The 25,565-nt window shown below is 39.8% G+C and carries 22 protein-coding genes; 20 read left to right on the plus strand and 2 right to left on the minus strand.

The window, feature by feature from the left end; translation table 11 throughout:
• The first annotated feature begins 117 nt into the window (after positions 1-117).
• The 14 genes from hisG (at position 118) to ACNR9Q_RS11990 (ending at position 15,875) form a co-directional block, all read left to right on the plus strand.
• Positions 118-975 carry an ATP phosphoribosyltransferase gene (hisG, locus tag ACNR9Q_RS11925; RefSeq protein WP_419211444.1) on the plus strand — a complete coding sequence of 286 codons (858 nt, stop codon included), beginning with the start codon at positions 118-120 and terminating at the stop codon, positions 973-975.
• Positions 976-1,054: 79 nt separating this feature from the next.
• Positions 1,055-2,338 carry a histidinol dehydrogenase gene (gene hisD / locus ACNR9Q_RS11930; RefSeq protein WP_419211445.1) on the plus strand — a complete coding sequence of 428 codons (1,284 nt, stop codon included), beginning with the start codon at positions 1,055-1,057 and terminating at the stop codon, positions 2,336-2,338.
• A gap of 134 nt (positions 2,339-2,472) precedes the next feature.
• A complete protein-coding gene (gene hisC / locus ACNR9Q_RS11935) occupies positions 2,473-3,516 on the plus strand; it encodes a histidinol-phosphate transaminase (protein WP_419211446.1) in 1,044 nt (347 codons plus the stop codon).
• Complete coding sequence (gene hisB / locus ACNR9Q_RS11940) at positions 3,513-4,694, plus strand: bifunctional histidinol-phosphatase/imidazoleglycerol-phosphate dehydratase HisB (protein ID WP_419211447.1); 1,182 nt, start codon at positions 3,513-3,515, stop codon at positions 4,692-4,694. The genes hisC and hisB overlap by 4 nt, the downstream gene beginning before the upstream one ends.
• A gap of 85 nt (positions 4,695-4,779) precedes the next feature.
• A complete protein-coding gene (gene hisH, locus ACNR9Q_RS11945) occupies positions 4,780-5,373 on the plus strand; it encodes an imidazole glycerol phosphate synthase subunit HisH (RefSeq protein ID WP_419211448.1) in 594 nt (197 codons plus the stop codon).
• Positions 5,373-5,795, plus strand: coding sequence for a GNAT family N-acetyltransferase (locus ACNR9Q_RS11950; RefSeq protein WP_419211449.1), 423 nt, complete (start codon positions 5,373-5,375; stop codon positions 5,793-5,795). Before hisH ends, ACNR9Q_RS11950 begins: the two co-directional genes overlap by 1 nt.
• A 4-nt stretch (positions 5,796-5,799) precedes the next feature.
• Positions 5,800-6,528 (plus strand): 1-(5-phosphoribosyl)-5-[(5-phosphoribosylamino)methylideneamino]imidazole-4-carboxamide isomerase, encoded by a 729-nt coding sequence (hisA, locus tag ACNR9Q_RS11955; RefSeq protein WP_419211450.1) that lies wholly within the window; start codon positions 5,800-5,802, stop codon positions 6,526-6,528.
• Complete coding sequence (locus ACNR9Q_RS11960; protein ID WP_419211451.1) at positions 6,521-7,042, plus strand: DinB family protein; 522 nt, start codon at positions 6,521-6,523, stop codon at positions 7,040-7,042. Before hisA ends, ACNR9Q_RS11960 begins: the two co-directional genes overlap by 8 nt.
• Before the next feature lie 102 nt (positions 7,043-7,144).
• Entirely contained in the window at positions 7,145-7,900 is a 756-nt protein-coding gene (gene hisF / locus ACNR9Q_RS11965; RefSeq protein WP_419211452.1) for an imidazole glycerol phosphate synthase subunit HisF, read from the plus strand.
• A gap of 188 nt (positions 7,901-8,088) precedes the next feature.
• Entirely contained in the window at positions 8,089-8,781 is a 693-nt protein-coding gene (locus tag ACNR9Q_RS11970) for an aspartate/glutamate racemase family protein (RefSeq protein ID WP_419211453.1), read from the plus strand.
• A gap of 233 nt (positions 8,782-9,014) precedes the next feature.
• Positions 9,015-9,623: a bifunctional phosphoribosyl-AMP cyclohydrolase/phosphoribosyl-ATP diphosphatase HisIE gene (hisIE, locus tag ACNR9Q_RS11975; protein WP_419211454.1), complete on the plus strand. Its 609-nt coding sequence runs from the start codon at positions 9,015-9,017 to the stop codon at positions 9,621-9,623.
• Between the two features lie 786 nt (positions 9,624-10,409).
• The gene (locus ACNR9Q_RS11980) at positions 10,410-11,489 is read left to right on the plus strand and encodes an efflux RND transporter periplasmic adaptor subunit (protein WP_419211455.1); all 1,080 of its coding nucleotides are present in this window, start codon (positions 10,410-10,412) and stop codon (positions 11,487-11,489) included.
• Positions 11,489-14,569: an efflux RND transporter permease subunit gene (locus tag ACNR9Q_RS11985; RefSeq protein WP_419211456.1), complete on the plus strand. Its 3,081-nt coding sequence runs from the start codon at positions 11,489-11,491 to the stop codon at positions 14,567-14,569. Before ACNR9Q_RS11980 ends, ACNR9Q_RS11985 begins: the two co-directional genes overlap by 1 nt.
• Before the next feature lies 1 nt (position 14,570).
• The gene (locus ACNR9Q_RS11990) at positions 14,571-15,875 is read left to right on the plus strand and encodes a TolC family protein (RefSeq protein ID WP_419211457.1); all 1,305 of its coding nucleotides are present in this window, start codon (positions 14,571-14,573) and stop codon (positions 15,873-15,875) included.
• A gap of 85 nt (positions 15,876-15,960) precedes the next feature.
• Here ACNR9Q_RS11990 and ACNR9Q_RS11995 read toward each other — a convergent pair whose 3' ends face one another.
• Both ACNR9Q_RS11995 and ACNR9Q_RS12000 read right to left on the minus strand, forming a co-directional pair.
• On the minus strand, positions 15,961-16,788 hold the full coding sequence (locus tag ACNR9Q_RS11995; protein WP_419211458.1) for a ferritin-like domain-containing protein: 828 nt from the start codon (positions 16,786-16,788) through the stop codon (positions 15,961-15,963).
• 24 nt (positions 16,789-16,812) lie between these two features.
• Positions 16,813-17,544 carry a ferritin-like domain-containing protein gene (locus ACNR9Q_RS12000; protein ID WP_419211459.1) on the minus strand — a complete coding sequence of 244 codons (732 nt, stop codon included), beginning with the start codon at positions 17,542-17,544 and terminating at the stop codon, positions 16,813-16,815.
• Between the two features lie 311 nt (positions 17,545-17,855).
• On the opposite strand from ACNR9Q_RS12000, the gene ACNR9Q_RS12005 reads away from it, so the two are divergent.
• From ACNR9Q_RS12005 to ACNR9Q_RS12030, 6 genes are all read left to right on the plus strand, one after another.
• On the plus strand, positions 17,856-18,254 hold the full coding sequence (locus ACNR9Q_RS12005) for a hypothetical protein (RefSeq protein WP_419211460.1): 399 nt from the start codon (positions 17,856-17,858) through the stop codon (positions 18,252-18,254).
• Positions 18,255-18,330: 76 nt separating this feature from the next.
• Positions 18,331-22,668: a CusA/CzcA family heavy metal efflux RND transporter gene (locus ACNR9Q_RS12010; RefSeq protein WP_419211461.1), complete on the plus strand. Its 4,338-nt coding sequence runs from the start codon at positions 18,331-18,333 to the stop codon at positions 22,666-22,668.
• A 10-nt stretch (positions 22,669-22,678) separates the two neighbouring features.
• Positions 22,679-23,821 (plus strand): efflux RND transporter periplasmic adaptor subunit, encoded by a 1,143-nt coding sequence (locus tag ACNR9Q_RS12015; protein WP_419211462.1) that lies wholly within the window; start codon positions 22,679-22,681, stop codon positions 23,819-23,821.
• Positions 23,822-23,925: 104 nt separating this feature from the next.
• Complete coding sequence (locus ACNR9Q_RS12020) at positions 23,926-24,366, plus strand: thioredoxin family protein (RefSeq protein WP_419211463.1); 441 nt, start codon at positions 23,926-23,928, stop codon at positions 24,364-24,366.
• Entirely contained in the window at positions 24,350-25,348 is a 999-nt protein-coding gene (locus ACNR9Q_RS12025; protein WP_419211464.1) for an FAD:protein FMN transferase, read from the plus strand. Before ACNR9Q_RS12020 ends, ACNR9Q_RS12025 begins: the two co-directional genes overlap by 17 nt.
• Positions 25,345-25,557, plus strand: a complete 213-nt coding sequence (locus tag ACNR9Q_RS12030) for a DUF4266 domain-containing protein (protein WP_419211465.1) — start codon at positions 25,345-25,347, stop codon at positions 25,555-25,557. The genes ACNR9Q_RS12025 and ACNR9Q_RS12030 overlap by 4 nt, the downstream gene beginning before the upstream one ends.
• The last annotated feature ends 8 nt before the right edge of the window (positions 25,558-25,565 follow it).

Here is a 25,565-nt window from a genome sequence, read left to right on the forward strand (position 1 = left end):
GCTCAGGCGAGGTAGGAATGTTTTGTAGTAGTACAACATATTTAAAAACCCGTTTGAGCAATCAAACGGGTTTTGTATTTCAACCTGTTTTGCTTGTTCGGACACAACAAATTAAAAATGACAAAAATTAGGATTGCGATTCAGAAAGCGGGGAGATTGAACGAAGATTCCCTTCAAATTTTAAAAGACTGCGGTATTTCCATCGACAATGGAAAAGACCAGTTAAAGGCATCTTCCCGAAACTTCCCCATAGAAGTGTTCTACCTGAGAAATGGGGATATTCCCCAGTACCTGCGAGACGGTGTGGTCGATATCGCCATTATTGGCGAAAATGTACTGATTGAGAAAGGAGAGGATATTTCAATCGCTGAAAAATTGGGATTTTCCAAATGTAAGGTTTCTTTGGCCGTGCCGAAATCGGTCAAATACAATTCGGTTAAGGACTTTGAGGGTAAACGGATCGCGACCTCCTATCCCAATACTGTACTGAATTACTTAAAAGAAAAGGGTGTAAACGCCGACTTGCATATTATCAGTGGTTCTGTGGAAATAGCGCCCAATATAGGCTTGGCCGACGCCATTTGTGATATTGTTTCAAGCGGAAGTACGCTGTTCAAGAATAATTTGAAAGAGGTGGAGGTCATGCTGACCAGTGAAGCCGTTTTGGCCGTCTCCCCGCAGATTACGGAAGAACGTAAAGCTTTGCTGGCCAAACTACAGTTCCGCATCCAATCGGTCTTAAAGGCAAGGAATTCCAAATATGTGTTGTTGAATGCACCCAATGCGAAATTGGACGGTATTTTAAAGCTGTTACCCGGTATGCGAAGTCCCACAGTTTTACCTCTAGCGGAAGAAGGTTGGAGCTCTGTGCACACGGTTATCAACAAGGATACCTTTTGGGAAGTGATCGACGAACTCAAAAAAGCAGGAGCCGAAGGTATTCTGGTTTGCCCAATCGAGAAGATGGTTTTGTAAAAGCTTTTGGCTTTTCGCTTAAATTTTAAAATGAATCATTTGCCAAGGGCCAGATGCCAAGGGCTAATTGCTAAGAACAATGAATAAGATCAATAACCCCAAAAGAGAAGACTGGACTACGGTTCTAAAACGTCCCACCCAAACAGTAGCGGATATTGAAGGATTGGTGAACGGAATTTTCAGGGAAGTAGCTGCGGACGGTGATAGTATCCTCAAAAAATACACGAAACAATTCGATAAGGTCTATTTGGAGAATTTGTTGGTATCCGATGCTGAAATAGAAGAAGCGAAAAATTCAGTTTCCCAGGAGTTGAAGACCGCGATACAATTGGCCAAAGCTAATATCGAAACTTTTCATAAAGCTCAAAAAACGGGAAGAATTGAGGTAGAAACCGCTCCCGGAGTTTCCTGCTGGCAAGAAAAACGTCCCATTCAAAAAGTGGGACTGTACATTCCTGGAGGAACGGCGCCTTTGTTTTCTACGATTCTGATGTTGGCCGTTCCTGCAGCCATTGCCGGTTGCTCCGAGATTGTTTTGTGCTCTCCTCCGGACAAAGAGGGCAAATTGAATCCGGCTATCTTATATACCGCCAATTTATGTGGAGTGACCAAAATCATAAAGGTCGGCGGCATACAGGCCATTGCAGGAATGACGTTTGGTACCAAAAGTATTCCACGGGTCTATAAGATTTTCGGACCTGGAAATCAGTATGTAACCGTGGCGAAGCAGATTGCCACGAAACACGGGGTGGCCATCGATATGCCTGCAGGTCCGTCGGAATTATTGGTCGTTGCCGATGATACCGCCGATGCCGCTTTTGTAGCGTCTGATTTATTGAGTCAGGCAGAACATGGGGTTGATAGTCAGGTCATTTTGGTGTCTACGTCCAAAAAGATGATCGATGCGGTGGAAAAAGAAGTGGAAGCGCAGTTGGAGGAATTGCCCCGTAAGGAAATTGCGCGAAAGGCCATTGCCAACAGCAAGTTGATTTATGTGGAAGACGACCAGACCGCCATCGATTTGATTAATGAATATGGTCCGGAACATTATATCGTCTGTGTGGCGAATGAAGATTTCTATATTGAGCATACCCAAAACGCAGGTTCGGTATTTATTGGGAATTACACCCCGGAAAGTGCTGGTGATTATGCCTCGGGCACCAACCATACCTTACCGACCAATGGATATGCAAAGCAATATAGTGGTGTGAATTTGGATAGTTTTATGAAGAGCATGACTTTTCAGAAAATAACTTCCGAAGGAATACAAAATATTGGGAATGCAGTAGAACTCATGGCTGAAGCAGAAGGATTACAAGCCCATAAAAATGCGGTAACCTTACGATTAAATAGTTTAGAATAAATGTCATTTCGGCTCTGCTCAATGACCGAGAGATAAAATTTGGGTGGCTGAGCGTAGCCGAAGCCACAAGAAAATAGTTTAAAAAATCAATAATCCTATCTGGTCGAGCGGCGTCGAGACCTAAATGAAATCTAATGAAGTTCAACTTAAACAATATCATCCGAGAAAACATAAAGGGCCTGAGTCCGTATTCCTCTGCACGAGATGAATATGTGTCCGATGGTTCTACTATGATTTTTTTGGACGCCAATGAGAATCCGTTCGAGAATGGCGTTAACCGCTATCCCGATCCCCAGCAACGGGGTTTAAAGTCCATACTGGCGCAACAAAAGGGGATTCAGCAAGAAAACATCCTTTTGGGCAATGGAAGTGATGAAGTTCTGGACATATTGTTCAGGGCCTTCTGCGAGCCTAGAAAGGACAATATCATCACCTTGCCACCTACGTACGGCATGTACAAGGTATTGTCCGGAATCAATACCGTTGAAAATAGGGAGGTGCTATTGACGGATGATTTTGATCCCAATGTTCCAGAAATTAGGCGACGCATCGATGGGAACTCGAAACTACTTTTCCTTTGTTCCCCCAATAATCCTTCCGGAAATAGTTTTTCATCAAAAACCATTGACGAACTCCTTATTGATTTTCCGGGATTGGTAGTTATCGATGAAGCCTATATCGATTTTTCATCAGAAAAGAGCTGGGTTTCTAAATTATCAGAATATCCGAATCTCATTGTAACCCAGACCTTATCCAAAGCGTATGGTATGGCAGGGATCCGTTTGGGAATCTGTATCGCATCCGCTGAAATTATTGCGGTATTGAATAAAATCAAACCTCCTTATAATGTTAATGAATTGACCCAAGAACGTGCGATACAGCGGGTATCGGACCAAAAATCGGTAAAGGAAGAAGTTGCAAACATTTTAAAGGAACGCGAAAAATTGAACGAAACTTTAAAATCCGTTCCCTTTGTCTATAAGATATATCCAACGGATGCCAATTTTATTTTGGCCAAAGTGGACGATGCCAATCTTAGGTACGGTCAATTGTTACAAAAGGGAATCGTGGTAAGAAACCGAACTACCCAACCGCTTTGCGAGAATACCTTACGTTTTACGGTAGGGACATCCATAGAAAATGAAAAACTTATTTCGGCATTAAAATCAATTGTATGAGTACAGGAAAGAATGAAAATAGTTCCCCTATGGGGAAAGGAGGGGGCAAAAAAGTATTGTTCATCGATCGTGACGGCACCATCATCAAAGAGACCGTTGATGAACAGATCGACGCTTTTGAAAAAATGATGTTCTATCCCAAGGCCTTTACGTTTTTGGGTAAAATTGCCAAGGAGTTGGATTATGAACTGGTGATGATTACTAATCAGGACGGACTAGGAACCGATGTTTTCCCAGAAGCCACCTTTTGGCCCGTGCATAATTTTATCATGAAATCCTTTGAAAATGAAGGGGTCGTGTTCGATAAAGTGTTTTTAGACCGGACTTTTCCCCATGAAAATGCCGATACCAGAAAACCGGGTACAGGCTTGTTGACCGAATATTTCTCGGAGGCCTATGATTTAGAAAACTCCTTTGTCATCGGTGACCGATTGACCGATATGGAATTGGCCAAAAACCTTGGCGCCAAAGGTATTTTCATCAACGATAATACCAACTTGGGTACGGGGGAAATTACCGTAAAACGTGATGAATTGGATGCCTATATTGCTTTGGAAAATAATGATTGGGAGCAGATATATGAGTTCTTGAAATTAAAGGATAGAACTGCCCAGATTCACAGAAAGACCAATGAAACTGATATTTTCATCAACTTGAACTTGGATGGGACCGGCAAAAGCGATATTAAAACCGGATTGGCCTTTTTTGACCATATGTTGGACCAGTTGGCCCGTCACGGTCAAATGGACTTAACGATAAAGGTCGATGGCGATTTGGAAGTGGATGAACATCATACCATCGAGGATACCGGTATTGCCTTAGGGGAAGTGTTTCACAAGGCTTTGGGCAACAAGTTGGGTATAGAACGCTATGGCTTTTGTTTGCCCATGGACGATTGCCTGGCCCAAGCTGCCATTGATTTTGGCGGGCGCAACTGGCTGGTCTGGGAAGCCGATTTTAAACGGGAAAAAGTTGGGGATATGCCCACGGAAATGTTCCATCATTTTTTTAAATCGTTTACGGATGGTGCCAAAGCCAATTTGAACATTAAAGCGGAAGGCACCAACGAACATCATAAAATTGAAGCCATCTTTAAAGCCTTTGCCAAAAGCATTAAAATGGCCGTAAAGCGAGATGTGGAAAAAATGGTGTTGCCAAGTACCAAGGGGGTTTTGTAAATAGTATTAAGTAGTCAGTATTAAGTATTGAGTTTTTAGAATTATATACTTAGTACTCACTACTCTTTACTTAATAATAAAGAAAATGAAAATAGTCATCATCAATTACGGGGCAGGGAATATACAGAGCATTAAGTTCGCGATTAAGCGATTGGGGTATGATGCGGTATTGAGCCATGACATGGCCGAAATCCAAAATGCCGATAAAGTCATTTTTCCTGGGGTAGGTGAGGCGAGTAGTGCGATGCAAAAATTACGGGATAGTGGTCTGGATGCCATCATTCCCACATTGAAGCAACCGGTTCTGGGTATTTGTTTGGGAATGCAGCTCATGTGCCATTCCTCGGAAGAAGGTAATACTGCCGGACTCGGAATATTCGATGTGGACGTGGTAAAGTTTCGCTCTCGAACCCCTAAAGAAGGAATCAAAATACCACAGATCGGATGGAACCGTATCGAAAACCTACACTCCGAACTGTTCCAAAATGTAAAGGAAGATTTTGTGTATTTGGTGCACAGCTATTATGCGCCCATTTGTGAAGAAACCATCGCCACGTGTTCCTATGGGATTAATTATAGTGCCGCCTTACAAAAGGATAATTTCTATGGTACCCAGTTTCATCCGGAAAAGAGTAGTGAGGTTGGGGAGCAAATATTGAAAAACTTTTTAAATATGTAATGGAGCCAAATTATTTTATTTCAAAGGATAAAAGTTTATTGGATGCCAATGCCATCCAAGAATTTATTGCGGATTCATATTGGGGTAAGGGTCGCTCCTTGGAAGACGTAAAAAGGACAATAGAAAATTCATACTGCTTTGGTATATATACTCTAGAAAAGGAACAAATTGGATTTGCCAGAGTAGTTACCGATTACATTTATTTTGGATATTTTATGGATGTTATTATTCTGGATAAGTATCAAGGTAACGGATTTGGCAAAATACTAATGGATTTTATTTTGGCCGATCCAATTGTAAAAAGTCTTAAAACATTGGCTTTAAAGACGAAGGATGCGCACCAATTGTATGAGCGCTATGGATTCAAAAAAATTGAGGATTCTCCGTTATGGATGTCCATAGATAAACAAATTTTAGATTAAAAGAATGCGTATAATTCCCGCTATAGACATCATCGACGGTAAGTGTGTCCGTCTCTCCAAAGGAGATTACGATACCAAGAAAATATATAACGAGCATCCATTGGAGGTGGCCAAGGAGTTTGAGGCCCACGGCATCCAGTATCTGCACTTGGTAGATTTGGACGGTGCTAAGTCCAAGCACATCGTCAACCATCAGGTATTGGAGCAGATTGCGAAGCAGACCCATTTAAAAATCGATTTTGGTGGCGGATTAAAGACCGACGATGATTTACGGATCGCTTTTGAAAGCGGAGCGTCCCAAATTACCGGCGGTAGTATTGCGGTTAAAGATTCAGACACTTTTTTAAGCTGGATTGAAAAGCATGGTTCTAATAAAATTATTTTAGGAGCCGACGCTATGGATGAAAAAGTGGCGGTTTCCGGATGGCTAGAGGAATCCAAAGAGGAGTTGATTCCCTTTATCCGAGCCTATCAGGTCAAAGGAATACAATACGTCATTTGTACTGATATCAGTAAAGATGGGATGCTAGAAGGCCCGTCGTTTGATTTATATCAACGTATTCTTCAAGAAACGCAAGGTTTAAAGTTAATCGCTTCAGGAGGCATTTCCACTTTTGATGAGTTACCCAAATTGGCAGAAATGGGATGTGAAGGAACCATTATCGGGAAAGCGATTTATGAGAATAAAATTAGTTTAAAACAATTGGAAACCTATATTTTAAGTCATGGATAAAGAAGCGCGCTTGGTAGAGGAATTGGTCAGAAATGCCTTGTACCGTATGGATGAAAATACAAGGATGATCAAACAAAGTTTTTACGAAATTTCTGAGGAGCAATTATGGCAAAAACCGAATGCTTCACTCAATAGTATTGCTAATCTGTTGTTGCATTTATCTGGGAATATTACGCAATACATCATTTCATCCTTGGGTGAAAAAGAGGATATCCGTGAGCGGGATTTGGAGTTTTCAACTATAGGCGGACTCACAAAATCAGAAGTACTTAAAAAATTGGAAGATACGGTCGATACTGCCAAGCGTGTCATTTTTGATGCCACTCCGGAGCAGCTGCTTAAAATCAGGTCGGTTCAAGGATTTTCATTCTCTGGAGTGGGAATCATCATGCATGCCGTGGAGCATTATTCGTATCACACAGGTCAAATTGCATTTTGGGTAAAGCAGTTGATAGAAAAAGATTTAGGGTTTTATAGTGATGTCGATTTGAACGTGAAAAATGGTAAAGAGTAAATAGTACTTAGTAATGAGCACAAAGTAAGAAATATGAGGTTACTATTTTCAATTTTTATAATGTCTACATACTAATTACTGAATACTTAATTCTAAAAAAATATGTTAGCAAAAAGAATCATACCCTGTTTGGATATTAAAAACGGTAGAACCGTAAAAGGAGTCAATTTCGTGGATTTACGCGATGCAGGTGATCCAGTGGAACTGGCGGAAATCTATAGCAAGGAAGGGGCCGATGAACTGGTCTTCTTGGACATTTCGGCAACCGAACAAAAACGGAAGACTTTGGCGGATTTGGTATACCGAGTGGCGGAAAAAGTGAATATTCCCTTCACCGTAGGCGGTGGCATCTCCTCAGTGGAAGACGTGGATGTTTTGCTTCAAAATGGGGCGGATAAAGTGTCCATCAATTCCTCGGCCGTTAAGAATCCGCAATTGATCAATGAATTATCGGCCAAATTTGGTTCTCAATGTATTGTAGTGGCTATTGACGCCAAACAGATAGACGGGGAGTGGATTGTACATTTGGTAGGCGGTAAAGTCCCAACGGAACGTAAATTGTTCGAATGGGCGAAAGAAGTGGAAGAACGGGGAGCAGGTGAAATTCTGTTTACCTCCATGGATCATGATGGGACCAAAGACGGATTCGCCAATGAAGCCTTGGCGAAACTATCGTCTGAATTGAACATTCCCATCATTGCGTCGGGCGGTGCCGGGAATAAGCAACATTTTACGGATACGTTTATAGACGGGAAAGCCGATGCAGCCTTGGCGGCCAGTGTATTTCACTTTAAGGAAATCGGGATTCAAGAATTGAAGCAGGAGTTGCGGGAAAATGGAATTCCTGTACGGATTTAAATTTAGTTGATAGTTCTGGGTTCACTTCGGCTACACTCAGTGAACAACGGTGAAGAAATTGAATACTAACGAAATGTCACCCTGAGCGCAGTCGAAGGTTATGGAATAGGTTTTGTAAAATGAACAGCCAAAATCAAATGGCCACTCTCAAGCGAAACGGAATAAGAAGTATATATTAAATTAGCGTAATGAAAAAAATAGGTTTAATTGGCGGTATCACCTGGCAGTCCACACAGTTGTACTACCAACTGTTGAACAATAGGGTAGCGGAACTTTTGGGCGGACAAAGTTCGTGTGAGTGTCTGATCGAATCGGTCAACTTTGCGGAGATTTCTACCAAACAAGCTGCTGGTGAATGGGATGCCTTACATCAAGAAATTACAGAAATCGCGTTGCGTTTGGAAACTGCCGGTGCCGAAATCATCCTGATCTGCGCCATTACCATGCACCTCAGTGTACCCGCTATAAAAGAAAAACTTACGGTTCCGTTATTACATATTGCCGAAGTTGCGGGTAGGGCAGTGCAAAAGAAAGGCTGTAAAAAAGTGTTATTGCTCGGCACCAAATATACCATGGAACTCGATTTTTATAAGGATATCCTACAGCATCAATTTGGTATCGAAGTATTGATCCCAAATGCAGTGGATCGTGAAATCGTGCATCAGGTGATTTATACGGAACTTTCCAAGGGAATTATTTCCGAGAGTTCAAAACAAACATATCTTGAAATCATCAAAAAAGCGGAAAAAGACGGAGCTAAAGGTGTGATTTTAGGCTGTACCGAAATACCTTTGCTGATCAAACAAGAAGATTGTGATATTGTAGTAATCGATACGACCAAAGAGCATGCCTATGCCGCTGTGGAGTTTGCGTTGGGATAGTTTATAGTGAAAAGCGAAAAGTTAAAGATGGTGTTTGTTATCTAGTAATTAGTGAACTATTAATTGGTTAGTGAATTAGTAGGTGGTGGGTAAGTACTACATGTGTAACCAAAAGCTAAGAGCCAAAGGCCCACAGCTAATCGCCAGTTCTGTACGCAGTAGATAGATAGAATGCTAAAAAATTGTTGGGATAGTGTTACGGCCGACAAAAAAAGTTTAAAAGAATAAAACATATGGATTTTAATACACCGGATTGGGAGAAAATGAATGACGGACTCGTACCTGCCATCATACAAGATGCTCGGACTAAAAACGTTTTGATGTTGGGCTATATGAATGCCGAGGCCTTGGAAAAAACCCAAGAAACGGGGAAGGTTACTTTTTTTAGTCGCTCGAAACAACGGCTTTGGACCAAAGGGGAAGAGAGTGGAAATTTCCTGAACTTGGTGGCAATCAAAAACGACTGTGACAATGATTCGTTATTGATTTCGGTCCACCCGTTAGGACCAACCTGTCATAAGGGAACCGATACCTGTTGGGCCGAAGAAAACGATTCCAACTTCGGATTCTTTTCAGAATTGGAAGCTACCATTGCACAACGCCGTACCGCTGCCGATGGCAGTACATCCTATGTGGCTTCACTTTTTGAAAAAGGCATCAATAAAATTGCTCAGAAAGTAGGGGAGGAAGCAGTGGAAACCGTAATCGAAGCGATGGATGACAATGATGAACTTTTTCTATACGAAAGTGCCGATCTATTATTTCATTATTTGATGTTGTTACAAGCCAAAGGTTTCACCCTGAAAGATATAGAGGCGGAACTGATGAAGCGGAGGAAGTGATTTTATTAGTTAGTATTAAGTAATGAGTTTTGGCTATCTAAAGTTATAATCTCGTTTTCCAACCACCTTTTGGATGGGACGTGGTGCAACCAATTGTAATATTCACTTTTACTTATTCCCTACATACCTCTGCGGCGTTACCCCTGGCATAGCTCAATTCGACGGCCTTTTGCTTGAACTCCGTTGTGTACTCTCTTTTTGGTTTTGACATTTTTTCAAAGTCACTTCAAACGGTCAACATGCTCTTTTCTAAATGTCCAGTTAAATGTAGGAAGTCCAGCTATTTTAATGTTTTTGATTTAGACTTTCTGAAATCCTATAAGAATAAATAATTCAATTTTATGATGGTATCATGGTGAAGTAAAATTGTCTTTTCTTAATCAGAAACCAACATTCAAGTAATATACCAACGGTTTCAATACCTATTGTTTGACCTGATCATTGCTAAAGCCAAAAAACTTCTGAGAATGATAATTTACTTTGTCTTCAAATCTTCAAAATATTTTTGTTTTCAAATATTAAGAGAAGTGTATTGAAAGGGAGGTGATTTTAGCTTTTTGATATTTTTTAGTGTTAAAATTATGTTTTGATTAAACCATAAGCGGTTTAAGAAGTCAGACTTTATTACACCAAATAATATGCGTTAAAAGTGGTTTTTTCTTCTTGATTTTAAAAGAGTTAAAACTGTTGTTAAATAAAACATAAGGTTTTTATAAAATAGCTGATAAGGGTTAGATTTGTTAGAGTTAACAAATTTTACCAACCAATTTTCTTCCCTTAAACCCTATGAAAATAAAATACATTATCTATAGTTTACTGATTATAGGAATTGTTGCATTGGTTTTTTATCGCATTAATGTAAATAGTGAAATAGGTGCTGAAAGACCTTCTGGAGGAGTAGTTAAGCCCACAACGGTAAAAGGCCTCATTTTACACCCTCAAAGATTTAACGACAACATATCGTTGTCGGGTACCTTAGAAGCTAATGAACAGATAGAAATTCGCAGTGAAGTTTCTGGTATAGTGGAGAGTATAAACTTTAAGGAGGGCAGCACGGTTGCTCGGGGGCAGGTCTTGTTCAAAGTGAACGATATTGAATTGCAAGCACAATTATCGAAAGTACGAACCGCAAAAAAATTGGCCTCTGAGAATGAGCGAAGGGCTAAACTTTTGTTGGAAAAACAAGCGATTAGTCAAGAGGAGTATGAAATCGCTAGTGCAGATTTTCAGTCGGCGAGTGCAGAATCTGAACTCATTCAGGCCCAACTTGAGAAAACAGTGGTGCGGGCTCCGTTTTCAGGAACAATAGGATTACGTTCTATTTCAAAAGGCACCTATGTCACCCCGCTTACGACCATTGCCAAATTGGTGAATACCAATCAATTGAAAATCACATTTTCCATACCCGAAAAATATACTTCCCAAGTTTCAATAGGTTCTAGTCTAACCTTCACAACTTCCGATTCAAAAAAAGAACATGAGGCAAAAATATATGCTATCGAACCAGAAGTGGAGATTGCAACAAGGACCTTAAAAATGAGGGCGATTGCTGAAAACGCAGACGGTAAATTGTACCCGGGTACGTATGCGAATGTGATATTACCATTAGAGAGTATTGATGATGCCTTAATGGTTCCTTCAGAAGCACTGATACCTGTTCAGAATGGTAAACGCATTTTTATAGCCGAGCAAGGAAAGGCTAAGGAAATAGATGTAGAAATAGGCGCACGTACAGGAAACGAAGTGCGGGTCATATCGGGCCTAAAAGCAGGAGATACTGTTTTGACATACGGCGTGATGTCACTAAAGAACGGTACACCGGTTAAAGTTGAATTTGAGCAACCAGTAATTATGTCTGCCGAATAATGAATTTATCCACCTTAAGTATAAAAAGACCGGTTCTAACGATAGTAATGAACCTCACCATAATTTTATTCGGAATTATCGGGTATACCTATCTTGGGGTGCGCGAGTTTCCTTCAATTGATCCAGCTCAAGTGTCTGTGCGTACTAATTATTCAGGTGCGAATGCTGATATCATTGAATCTCAGATCACTGAACCTTTAGAGAAAGCTATTAATTCGATTGATGGGATACGAAATATTACGTCCTCCAGTGTACAGGGTTCAAGCTCAATTAATATTGAGTTCAATTTAGATAAAAATTTAGAGGATGCCGCTAATGACGTCCGGGACAAGGTGTCGCAGGCCGTTCGGAGTCTACCGGATGATTTGGATGCACCGCCTGTAGTTTCTAAATCTGATGCCGATGCAGAGCGAATTCTGTCCATGACCGTGCAAAGCGATGGTAAGAATATCTTAGAATTATCAGACTATGCCGAAAATGTCATTGCCCAACGCATAGAAACGATCCCTGGTGTGAGTAGTGTTCAAATTTGGGGGCAACGTAGATATGCGATGCGGTTATGGATCGACCCACTTAAATTGGCTTCCTATGGGTTAACGGTGGCAGATGTCCGTTCTGCCTTATTGGCCCAGAATGTGGAACTTCCATCAGGGAAATTAACGGGCGAAAATACCGAATTGACGGTGAAAACCATCGGGAACCTTAATACCGAAGAGCAGTTCAATAATATTATAATTATGGCCGATGGTGAAAAATTGGTCCGCCTCAGTGATATTGGAAATGCTTCCTTAGAAGGGGAGAACATGGAAACCAAAATGAGCGATTCTGGTCAGCCTATGGTCGCAACAGCGGTCATTCCGCAACCAGGAACCAATTATCTCGAAATAGCCGACGCATTTTATACCGAATATGAAAAATTAAAAGAAGACCTACCAGAAGGGTTCAAACTCAACATTGTTATCGATGATACCGTTTTCGTGCGGCGGGCCGTTACCGAGGTGGCCGAAACATTGCTGATTTCAATTGTATTGGTAATTCTAGTGATTTTCGTTTTCTTTAGAAATTGGTCTATGGCTTTAAGGCCTTTGATCGATATTCCGGTTTCTTTGATCGCTACGTTTTTTATCATGTGGATGTTCGGGTATTCTATCAACGTTCTTACCCTTTTGGCCATTGTGCTGGCAACTGGTTTAGTGGTAGATGATGGAATTGTGGTTACCGAAAATATTTACAAAAAAGTTGAGGAGGGTATGAGCCCCATTGAGGCTGCTATTAAAGGTTCGAACGAAATATTCTTTGCGGTAATTTCTATTTCTGTAACCTTAGCGGCCGTGTTTCTTCCGGTTATTTTCTTGGAAGGTTTCGTGGGAAGGCTCTTTAGGGAATTTGGAGTAGTATTGGGCGCAGCCGTGCTGGTGTCTGCATTCGTATCGCTTTCTTTGACTCCAATGTTGAATGCGTATTTAATTAAACCGGGTAAACAGAAGCAATCAAAATTTTATCATTTTACAGAAAAGTATTTCTTGAAAATGAACCATTCCTATGCTGATTCGCTCAGGGTGTTTATGAAACGGAAGTGGTTGAGTTTCCCCATTCTTTTTGGATGTTTAGGTTTGATAGCTCTTTTTTACACACTTATTCCCAAGGAGACTGCGCCATATGATGATCGAAGTTTTGTTCGTTTAAATGTAAGTGCGCCAGAAGGTTCTTCGTATGAATATATGGACCGATTGATGACCGATATTACCGATTTGATCAACGATTCGATTCCAGAAAAAAAGGTAAGTCTTGTGCTGACCTCACCAGGATTTGGAGCTTCTTCAGTAAACAGTGGTAGGGCCAATGTTGCTTTGGTGGATCCTAGTGAACGGGAGCGAACCCAACATGAAATCGCGGAAGATTTGGGACGATGGGCCAAAGCCTACGTGGGTGGAAAATCAAATGTATCTGAACGACCTACCATTTCAGTGAACAGAAGGGGAGGCCCGCCCATTCAATTTATCATTCAGGCCCAAAATTTTCAAAAATTAGAAGAAAGTATTCCCGCATTCATGGCTGAAGCGGAGAAGGACGAAACCTTTTCGTTTGTAGATGTAAATTTAAAATTCGACAAACCTGAAATTTATGTAACTATAGATCGTGAAAAGGCTGAAAGCTTAGGAGTATCGGTAATCGATGTTGCCCAAACACTTCAGTTATCTCTTAGCGGTCAGCGGTTTGGGTATTTTTTAATGAACGGGAAACAATATCAAGTTATTGGTCAGTTCGATAAAGAAGATAGAAACGCTCCTATGGACCTTACTTCTATTTTCGTAAAGAATAAGGATGGACTATTGATCCAATTGGATAACCTTGTGCAAACATCCGAGCATAGTAGTCCGCCCCAATTATATCACAATAACCGTTACATGTCGGCTACTGTTTCTGCGAACTTAGCACCCGGAAAAACCATCAATGATGGTATAGAGGCAATGGAACGTATCAAGGATAAAGTGTTGGATGATTCTTTCACGACAGATTTAGGTGGAGAATCAAGGGATTTTGTGGAAAGTGGATCGAATACTTTATTCGCATTCGGCCTTGCGTTGCTATTGATATTCTTAATATTGGCGGCGCAGTTTGAAAGTTTTATAGACCCGTTTATAATTATTTTGACCGTTCCTATGGCCGTAGCCGGGGCATTATTGTCTCTTTGGTTATTCGGTCAATCTTGGAATATCTTCAGCCAAATCGGTACCATCATGTTGATTGGATTGGTGACCAAGAACGGTATCTTGATCGTTGAATTTGCCAATCAACTCAGAGAGCAAGGCTTAGGGAAGCGCGATGCGATCTTAAAAGCATCTGAATCGAGGTTGAGGCCGATTTTAATGACAAGTTTGACCATTGCTTTAGGCGCGTTACCCATAGCCCTATCGTTGGGAGCTGCATCTACCAGTAGAATAGGTATGGGGGTCGTGATCATTGGTGGCACCATGTTTTCTTTGTTATTGACTTTATTTGTAATTCCGGCACTTTACATGTTATGGTCAAGGGAGAAAGTAGAAAGACCAGAATTTAAAGCGCTTGAAATTTCTTAAAATGAAGTATAGTAAATTTATATTCCCTTATTTATTTCTAATTGCATTCAATTGTTTTGGTCAAGAAGTGCTTACCGTTCAAGATGCGGTAAAGACAGCTATTGAAAACAATTATCAAATTATTACGGAGTCCAATAATCTAAGGATTGATTCTATTTCGGTAAGTCCTGGTTATGCAGGCATGTTACCTAGTTTAGAAGCTACTATTTCAGATAATAATAGTATTCAATATCTATCTCAAATACGTTCTGATGGTACTAAAATAACACGTGATAATGCCAAAAACAATAGTTTGGCCTATGGTGTTGCCATGGATTGGACCCTTTTCGATGGGTTACGCATGTTCGCTAACTATGATCAGTTAAAGGAGACTCAAAAACTTGGAGAGGCAGAACTAAAACAAGTCATACTTACTTCTGTAGGTGAAGTATTGATAACATACTATGATCTGGTGCAGCAACAGCAGCAGCTTTCTGCTTTAGATAGCACTATTTTGATTTCTAAACAAAGGGTAGACTTGGCCCAGAACCGTTTTTCCATCGGTAAATCTTCTAAGCTGGAGGTCTTGAATGCAAAGGTCGATTTAAATACGGATGAAACACTTATGCAACGTCAAAAGGAGTCTTATGCGAACACTAAGACAGACCTGAACCGCCAGTTGGCACGTGATTTAAAAATGGATTTTCAGGTAATTCCTGAAATTTTTGTTGATGAAAGTTTAAGCTTATCAGAGCTTGAATCATTAGTAATGAACAATAATCCACAATTGAACGTTGAAAGAATAGGGAAACGAATTAGCGAATTAGAGTTAAAACAGATAAAGGCGGCAAGATATCCTACAGTTTTTGCAACTACGGGTTATAATTTTGGTCAGTCAGAATCAAGTTTAGGGTTTACGACCAGTTCTAATTCACGAGGATTCAATTACGGTTTTGGGGCAAGTTTGAATCTTTTTGACGGATTCAACCAAAACAGGAATGAGAAAATAGGAAAGTTGGAATTGGAAAATGCCCAAGTTTCAATAAAAGCTCAAGAACAGGAGTTGTTATCCATGCTGAGGACTACCTACCAAACTTATTTAACCAATATAAGTTTAATTGAATTGGAAGGTAACAATGAGGCCATCGCCAAAGAAAATTTGGATATAACCGTTGATAAATATAGAATTGGAATAATTCCTACTATAGAGTTTAGAACGGCACAGCTTAATTATATCAATGCAAAAGTCCGTTTAAGTAATGCAAAATTTCAGGCAAAATTATCCGAAATTATCCTGAAACAATTATCAGGTGATCTGGCTTTATAAGTTATCCTTATCCTTACATTCCATAAATTAAAAAGGGAAGATTCCAAATTTGGAACCCTCCCTTTTTTTTAAATCTATTTTATCCTTAATCGACGATAAATAAACTAGCGATGGCAACGGCGTCATCACCCGATAATGGTTCGTCATAAGCTTCGGTAGAAGCTCCCATACTAAATGGACTTCCAGAACCTAGCGTAGTAACATCAACACCACCCTGAGTGACATTTTCTTCACCCTCGTAGACAGCTTGGGTAGCTTCTGGCATTCCGATTCCCCTTTCATTGTTGGTAATCCACCCTTTTAAACCTCTTAGTCGCCTTATCTCTGATGCGTGTCTTGCTTCTACAGAATGTATCTGCAATGCTGCCGTTAAAAACGGTGAGCCTAAAAGATTCCCTGCTTGACCTTTATACGCTCTAACACCTGTGTCTTCAAAAGCTTGCGCCAGTGCTAGTAGTTGTGCGTAGGCAGTATCTTGTCCAATGCCGTTATCATTAAATGGATCGAACATGCCGTTAACTGTAAAGTCAAACGTTGGTTTTTCAACAGGGGTTACACCAGCACCTTCCAAACCTGCGATCAGAAAATCAACGTGGGCCTGTTCGTGTTTCGAAATTTGCATGTAAACCGTCTCTGGTCTGCCTGTTGGCAAAACGCCGGATTGTAGGGCAAGATCATAGAACTCATCTTCTAAATATTCTAAGGTTAGCGCTAATTGCAATGCACCAACAGGATCAGCAGTCATAGATTGTGCGTACGTTTTTGTCGGCATTGTGGCCAAGCCAAAAGGAACCGCAGCTAGAGCCGCTTTTTTCGACAATGAACCCAAGGTTCCAAATATATCGCGTCTTGAAGATTTACCTTCCAAAAGATTGTCGGTGGTAAATTCATCTAAAAATTTTATAATATTCATAATTGTATTTTTTTAGGTTAATGATTAAGGTAAGTTGTTTGCTGTGAATTGTGTAGTTATGAATCCGGTTGCACCAACTGCCGCAAGGATGTCTGAAGGGTCTAAAGCTGCATCAAGGCCTGTCATAACATCAACAGTGTCATCTCCTGCAAAATCAGCAGAACCTGGATTGATTAACGTACGGATAGCAGAAGCATGTCTTGCTTCAACAGAAACAATTTTACCCGCTAATAATAAATAATCGGCGTTTTTAAGTAATTTACCCGCACCATTATAAGCAGCCACTCCTGTATCTTCCAAAATTTTGGCAGTTCCTAGTACTTGATCTCTATTGCTGAAATCTAGGTTTCCATAATCGAATTCCAATGTAGGTAAAACCAATTCGGTATTCGCTCCTACGGCTGCTGTAATAGCGGCTTTGAAGAAATCACGGTGGTTTACTTCATGATTGTAAAGGTCTGTAAGTACCAAACGTTCTTCATCAGAGATATTCGCGTAAAATGAATTTACGACCTTGGTATAGAAGTCCGCTTCAAGTTGTTCTAATGCATAAGCATAATTTAAAACACCTAAATCACCCGATCCCAAATCGAATATACCATTTGAGGGGGGCATAGGTTCCATCATACTGTCGTCGTCGTTACTACATGCGATAAACAATCCGGCGCCAACTACCCCCAATCCACTGATTTTTAGGAACCTTCGACGGTCCTTAACGTTGTTCTTAGAATCAATTTTGATAATTTTCTTTTTCATGATGCTTATATTTTAGATTACATTTCTACAATTACTTACGGAACATTTTTAGCAAGGTTTGGGCTCAAATGTTAAAATTCATCAGGTTTTTTGTTAAAATTTAAGATTTGTATTGAATCGATGTTTGAAATAAAAACTACCTCCATTTTATGGATTTAAAGAAATTCTATTGATTTTTTTTCAAAGCCATGGATCAAAAGCATGTAAAAAGATATATTTGATACCAAAAGATTAATAGCCAGTATTAAACATTACAGAAGATTCTTGAAAATTATTTCTCTACTTTTTGTTATTTCCTTAGATTTACCATCGTGAATAAATTATTTTCCATTCTTCTGTCGTTTGTTATCCTGCTACAAAGTTTAGGAATACATTATGATGACCTTGTTCAGTTGGATGAATTGATTGAGCACGCCCAATTTCACAATGAACAGTATGGGGATGATGTGATTGTATTTCTTTCTAAACATTATGGTGAGCTAAAAGCGGATCATCAAAAGCAACATCAAGAGGAAAAGGAAGATCACGAAAAATTACCTTTTAATCATCATTGTCATATTACATCCGTTACAGCTTTTGTGCCCAATACATTTAACTCGGAGTTAAAGCAATGGGAAGATTTGGATTATAAAACTCCTATTTTCCATTATCAAGCACCTTCATCTTCATTACACTCAGAAGGTATTTTGCAACCACCACGCCTTTCATAATATAATCTACTTTTAATTTTTAGACCTATCTCATACTATTGATTTAGGGCGTTTAACATTGATTTATTATGAAAAAATGCTATCACACATTATTAATTTCAGTATAAGGAACAAATTTATTGTTATCTTATTTACATGCTTTATCATGGGATATGGGTTATATTCCCTATCACAAATACCCATTGGTGCCGTACCTGATGTTACGAACAATCAGGTTCAGGTTATTACGACTTCCCGAAATCTCTCAACCCAGGATATGGAGCAGTTCATTACGTATCCTGTTGAACTGGAAATGGCAAATCTACCAGGCGTAAAGGAAATTCGTTCGGTCTCTAAATTTGGACTTTCGGTAGTAACCATTGTTTTTGAAGATGATATGGGGACATATTTACCCAGACAACTCATTGCAGAAAAAATAAAATCGGCCACAGAAAAAATACCGCAGGGATTTGGTACTCCTGAGATGGGACCGATTACGACGGGTCTAGGTGAAATCTATCAATATGTACTTGAAGTAAAACCCGAGTATAAGGATAAATACAATGCAACAGATTTAAGAACGATACAGGACTGGATCGTAAGACGACAATTATCGGGTATTCCCGGGGTGGTCGAGGTCAATACTTGGGGTGGTTTTCTAAAACAATACGAGGTTGCCATCAATACAGAGAAGCTCAATGCCATGAACATTACGGCAAGCGATGTTTTCCAAGCTTTGGAAAGCAACAATAGTGTTTCTGGCGGAGGATATATAGAAAAGGTGAACCAAGCCTTTTTCATTCGGGGAGAAGGTTTGGTTTCCTCACTCGAGGATATTCGTAATATCGTGGTTAAAAATGATACTGGCAATCCGATTTATATCAATGATGTGGCTACGGTAGGTTTTGGGGGCGCTATACGTTTTGGTGCCATAACCGGCAATGGTGAAGGCGAAAAGGTATTGGGGCAAGTGATGATGCTCAAAAATGCCAATTCTAAAAAGGTAATCGAGGCCGTTAAGGAAAGGGTAGCGGAAATTTCAAAATCATTGCCGGTTGGGGTTTATATAAATCCCTTTTTAGACCGCAGTGAGCTTATTGCCAAGACCACCTTTACGGTGACCGAGAATCTGGTTTTGGGTTGCTTGATCGTTATTTTTGTAGTGGTTTTGCTTCTAGGCAATTTTAGGTCAGGTCTTGTAGTGGCATCGGTAATTCCCCTATGTCTTTTATTTGCATTATCCTTGATGTACATTTTTGGGGTAGATGCTAATTTAATGAGTTTGGGGGCTATCGATTTTGGCATTATCATAGATGGCGCCGTAATCATCGTGGAATTCATAGCCTTTGAAATTACAAGAAAACAAGAGGAGATAAATGCGTTGACCAAAGCAGAAGGGCAGGCGTTGAAAGACAATATCACCTTTAAAGGGGCTTCAAAAATGATGAACTCTGCGATTTTTGGGCAGTTGATCATTCTCATCGTTTTCATTCCTATTTTGTCATTGAGTGGAGTAGAAGGAAAGATGTTCAAACCTATGGCACTTACATTTAGTTTTGCCTTGATTGGTGCTATGATTTTGTGCTTTACCTATGTACCGGTTGCGGCAACATTAGTTCTAAAACCAGCAAAAGAGTCTGATCGTAATATTTCTGTACGTATCATGAAATGGTTGAACAAGAGGTACGATCCAATTATTCATTGGGCCTTGCAGAGTAAGAAATTGGTATTAGGAATAGCCACCATACTTCTTGCCGTTTCAATTTTTCTGTATACAAACATGGGAGGAGAGTTCGTACCTACATTAGATGAAGGTGACTTTGTAATTCAGCCCGTATTAAAGACAGGTACATCTTTAAGCAGTACGGTTGAAATCACCACTGAAATTGAGAAAATATTGCTTTCTAACTTTCCGGAAGTAAAACAGGTGGTCACACGGATCGGAGCGGCCGAAGTTCCTACGGATCCTATGTCGATGGAAGAGAGCGACGTTATGATCGTACTTAAACCAAAAGGCGAATGGACCAGTGCAGAAAGTAAGGATGAGTTGGCGGATAAATTTAAGGAAGCCTTAGCGGTAATCCCTGGGATGGAAGTGGAGTTTACCCAACCTATAGAAATGCGATTTAATGAACTTATTACAGGAGTACGGGCAGATATTGCGATTAAAATATTTGGTCAAGATTTGGATATTCTTGCTAAAAAAGGAAACGAGATAAGCACACTAATCAAAAATGTTCCAGGGGCCGCTGACATATCCGTTGAAAAGATTGTAGGTCTACCTGAAATGAGCGTCAACTATAATCGCGCAAAAATTGCACGGTACGGACTCAATATTCAAGAATTGAACGATATGGTTTCCATGGGTTTCGCCGGTAAAACGGCGGGCAGTGTTTTTGAAGGTGAAAAGCGATTTGATTTGGTTGTCCGTTTAGATAAAAACAAGCGTCAGGATATTGATAATCTTAAAAATTTATATGTTGATTTGCCCAGGGGAGGTAAAGTTCCATTAAGTGAATTGGCAGATATTACGTATAAAAAGGGTGCCGCCAAAATATCTAGAGACAATACCCGAAGACGCATTGTTGTAGGTGTTAACGTACGTAATCGGGACTTACAATCTGTTGTCGATGATGTGCAGAAATTAGTGAACGATAACATAAAACTACCAATCGGTTATTCCATCACCTATGGGGGGCAATTTGAAAACCTACAAAGTGCGCGAGACCGTCTTGTGATAGCTGTGCCTATCGCACTGATTCTCATTTTTATACTTTTATATTTTGCCTTTAATTCAGTTAAAGAGGCATTAATGATTTATTCGGCCATACCCTTGGCTGCGGTCGGCGGTGTACTGCTACTATGGTTTCGTGGATTACCGTTCAGTATTTCCGCTGGGGTTGGATTTATTGCCCTTTTTGGAATTGCAGTGCTCAATGGCATCGTTTTAATAGAGCATTTTAAGGAATTGAAAAACCATTCTTTTGATAGCTTGGAAGATTTAATCAAACAGGGGACAAAAGACCGCTTACGGGCAGTCTTACTGACAGCATCTGCCGCGGCACTGGGTTTTCTTCCCATGGCCATTTCGACCAATGCCGGTGCAGAAGTACAACGACCTTTGGCAACCGTGGTGATCGGAGGCTTATTCACGGCGACCATATTAACTCTAGTTGTTTTACCCGTGCTCTATTCCATTTTCGATGGTGACTTTAAGTTAAAAAAAATGGTATCTAAAACCTCAATGAAAAAAGGCCTGGGCGTACTGGTTTTTTTATGTGCTTCGGGAATGTCCGCTCAAGAAAAAATAACTAAAAATTTAAATGAACTTATTCCTTTAGCTATAGAGCATAATATGGGTTTAAAGGCTGGAGAATTAAATTTAGAACAGTCGAAAGCTTTGATTGGTAGTGCGTTTAATTTTAATAAGACACATGTATATTATGAGTACGACCAGAATAACTTGGCGACAAATAATTTACCGTTAAAGGTATTTGGTGTTCAACAGGATTTTAGATTTCCCACCGCTTATTTTTCTGAGAAACGAGTGAATAAAGCGCGAACGGCAATGGTGCAAAGTGGGTATGATATTCAAAGGAAAGCACTTGAAAGAAGTGTGACAATGGGTTATTACGACTACCAAATTGCCCGTGAAAAAGTAAAGGTTTATAAAAAGCTAGATAGTTTATATACCGACTTCGCGGCAGTTGCTGCCCGAAAATTTGAACTAGGTGAGACCAATTACCTTGAAAAGATTACGGCCGCTTCGAAACAACGCAAAATAAATCTTGATTATAGGCAGGCAACGCAAGAGGTAGCCACTGCTCACAGTAATTTAATGAAAACGGTCCAAATAGGGGATAGTCTGGTTATTGCAGATGAATTGTCCTTTAAGGTCGATTTAAATCGATTGAAAATCGAGAATACTCCTGAAGTTACCTACTATGAAAACAATATGCGGTTAATGGCCGCGGAAAGTGGATTTGAAAAACAACAATTATGGCCAGATTTAAGTCTCACCTATTTTCAGGGAACAAATTCTGGGCTCAACAACAATTTATTTGGGTACCAATTGGGTCTGAAAATACCCCTCTTATTCAGCGGACAGGCTTCTAGGATAAAGGCAGCAAAAATTGCAAACGACAGGGCATTGGCCGAGTCGGTCGAATATGAAATTCAATTAAAAGCAAAACAGCAGGTTCTGGCACAACAACTGTCTCAAATTCAAAACTCCTTAAATTATTATGAAAACGAAGGAGCCGAGCTTTCCGATGAAATTTTAAAAACAGCTTATATAAGTTTTAAAAATGGTGAAATTGATTTCTATCAATACATTCAAAGTTTAGAAAGTGCCTATGGAATAAAAGTGGGATATCTGGATAAGCTCAAACAATACAATAAAATCGCCATCGAAATTAATTTCTTAACCTTATAAATATTGCGTTATGCAAAGAATTATATACAAAATTGGCATCCTAGTTATTAGTATCACTTTTTGGAGCTGTGGGGATGCGGAACAAAAAATAGCAGAAAATGAAAATTTGGCAGCTCAGACAGATGAACGTATACAAATCTCCCAAGCACAGTTTGAACAAAGCAAAATGGAATTGGACGTGATTAGGGAGAAATCATTTCCATTGGTGGTGAATGTAACGGGCATGATAGACGTTCCGCCAGAGAACAGAGCTGTAGTAAGTGCTACCATGGGCGGCTATATTAAACGTACGCCATTGTTGATAGGTGATAAAGTAAGTAAAGGTCAATTATTGGTCACTATTGAGAATCCAGAATTTGTTACCCTGCAGCAACAATATATGGAGGTAACGGGTCAATTGAGTTATTTAAAGGCGGAATTTGAACGCCAACAAACTATGGTTGCCGAGAATATATCTTCCCGAAAAAGTTATTTAAAGGCCGAGAGTGATTATAAAACGGCGGTAGCAAAGTATAACGGACTTCGTAAGCAATTGACCATGCTCAATATTTCAACGGAAGAAGTTGAACAGGGCACTATTAGTTCGGTTGCCTCTATTTTTGCTCCTATAAGTGGCAGTATCACAAAAGTACATGTTTCCAAGGGCTCTTTTGTTTCTCCTGCTACCTCTATTATGGAAATTGTTGACAATAATCATATCCATTTAGAATTATCGGTTTTTGAGAAAGATATTATGAAGGTGAAAAAGGGACAACAGGTGCTATTCAGAATACCCGAAGCTTCCTCTAAATCTTTTAAGGCCGAAGTCCATTTGGTCGGTACTTCAATTGATGAGAACAGGACCATTAAAGTACATGCTCATTTAGAGAATGAAAAGGAATCGAATTTCTTGACCGGTATGTTCGTAGAGGCTATGATTATTACAGATACTTCTAATCAAGCCTCATTGCCTACCGCTGCGATCGGTGTTGTAGATGACCAGTCTTTCGTGTTGGTGTTGGACGAAAAAAAAGATAATAGTTACTATTTCAAGGAGATGAAAGTAAAAACCAATGGTAGTTATGAGGATCGAACAGCTTTGGAAAATACCTCTATATTTAAGCCCGGGACACAATTTTTGGTAAAAGGTGCGTTTAGCTTGATAGGGGAGTAGTCCACTGATCATGCTGTATTTTCATTAAGGATTGTCTTCGAAAGAAAGGTTCCTGTATAGTGGTTGACTAATAGTGAATCGAAGTTTTAAATAAAGTGAAAAAAATGAAGAAGTATATTTTAATAGTTTTAGTTGCGTTTTTAGGTATGCACGGTGCTATTGCTCAAGATTGGCAAACAGATTTTACGAAAGCCAAGCATATGGCCAATGAAAAAAATGTGCCCATAGTTCTTGTATTTCAAGGATCTGATTGGTGCGCGCCTTGTATCAAATTGGATCGTGATGTTTGGAGCACCGACGAATTTAAGTCCTATGCCAAAGATCATTACGTAATGTTACAAGCAGATTTTCCTAGAAGAAAAAGCAATGCTCTTTCACAGGAACAAACAGACAAGAACAAAGCGTTGGCAGAAAAATATAATAGGAACGGAGTCTTTCCCTTCGTAGTGGTCATGGACCAAACAGGTAAGGTTTTGGGTGAAACCAGTTATAAAAAATTGCCCCCTAAAGAGTATATAAAAGAATTGGATGCATTCGCAAAATAAGTTGAAGAAAGCCTTTACCATCTTGGCTTTTTTAGCCGTTGGTTTTCTGTTTGGCCAGCAGCCGTATAAGCGTACCCTAAAATTAATGGGAAGCAGGTTCGATATAACGGTCGTAGCCAAAGATTCTCTTGAGGCCAATGGGTATATCGACTTGGCGGTCAATGAGATTTCTAGGATAGAGCGATTAATATCATCTTGGGATGAAAATTCACAAACTTCCGAAATCAATAGAAATGCAGGAATAGAGCCGGTTAAGGTCGATGCTGAATTATACAATCTTATACAAAGGGCGATTGGAATTTCTAACCTCACCGATGGTGCCTTTGATATCAGTTATGCTTCCATGGATAAGATTTGGAAGTTCGACGGCTCTATGAAAGAAATGCCATCCAAAGAATCCATACAGAATTCTGTGTCCAAGGTTGGTTTTCATAATATCGTTTTAGATAAAGAAAATAGCACCGTTTTCTTGAAACTTGATGGTATGAAAATAGGCTTTGGGGCTATTGGAAAAGGTTATGCTGCGGATCGTGCCAAAGATTTATTAATATCGAAAGGTGTAGTTTCAGGAATTATCAATGCTTCAGGTGATATGAACACTTGGGGAAGACAACCTGATGGTAAGGAGTGGAAAGTGGCCATAACGAATCCAATGGACAAGAACAAGGTCTTTGCCTTGTTACCAATTACCGATGGGGCAGTGGTAACCTCAGGAAACTATGAGAAATATGTTAACTTCAACAATGTTCGCTATACCCACATCATCGACCCACGTACCGGTTATCCAGCTACAGGCATTATCAGTGTAACTGTTTTTGCTCCAAAAGCTGAATTGGCAGATGCCTTGGCTACATCGGTTTTTGTAATGGGAAAAGAAGTAGGTTTGAACAGGATTGAACAATTGCCAAAAGTAGAATGTATTATTATTGATGATAAAGGAAATATTACAAAATCTAAAAATATCCAAATAGAAAGACCATGATTAAAAAGTTGTTATTAATGGCCGTTATAGCATGCTCTTTTGGGAGCTGTACAGTTGTGAAGGAATATGAAAAAGTAAACATCAACGATCCCGACATGGTTCTACAGGACAAGAAATGCGATCGTAATGTAATTACGATGCATTCGTATAGGGAAGCCGCGGTAGGTGCAAACGGAGGTAAAACGGGTGGTGGCTGCGGCTGTAATTAGTGATCAAA

Source organism: Maribacter sp. X9, assembly GCF_048537565.1.
Taxonomy (GTDB): domain Bacteria; phylum Bacteroidota; class Bacteroidia; order Flavobacteriales; family Flavobacteriaceae; genus Maribacter.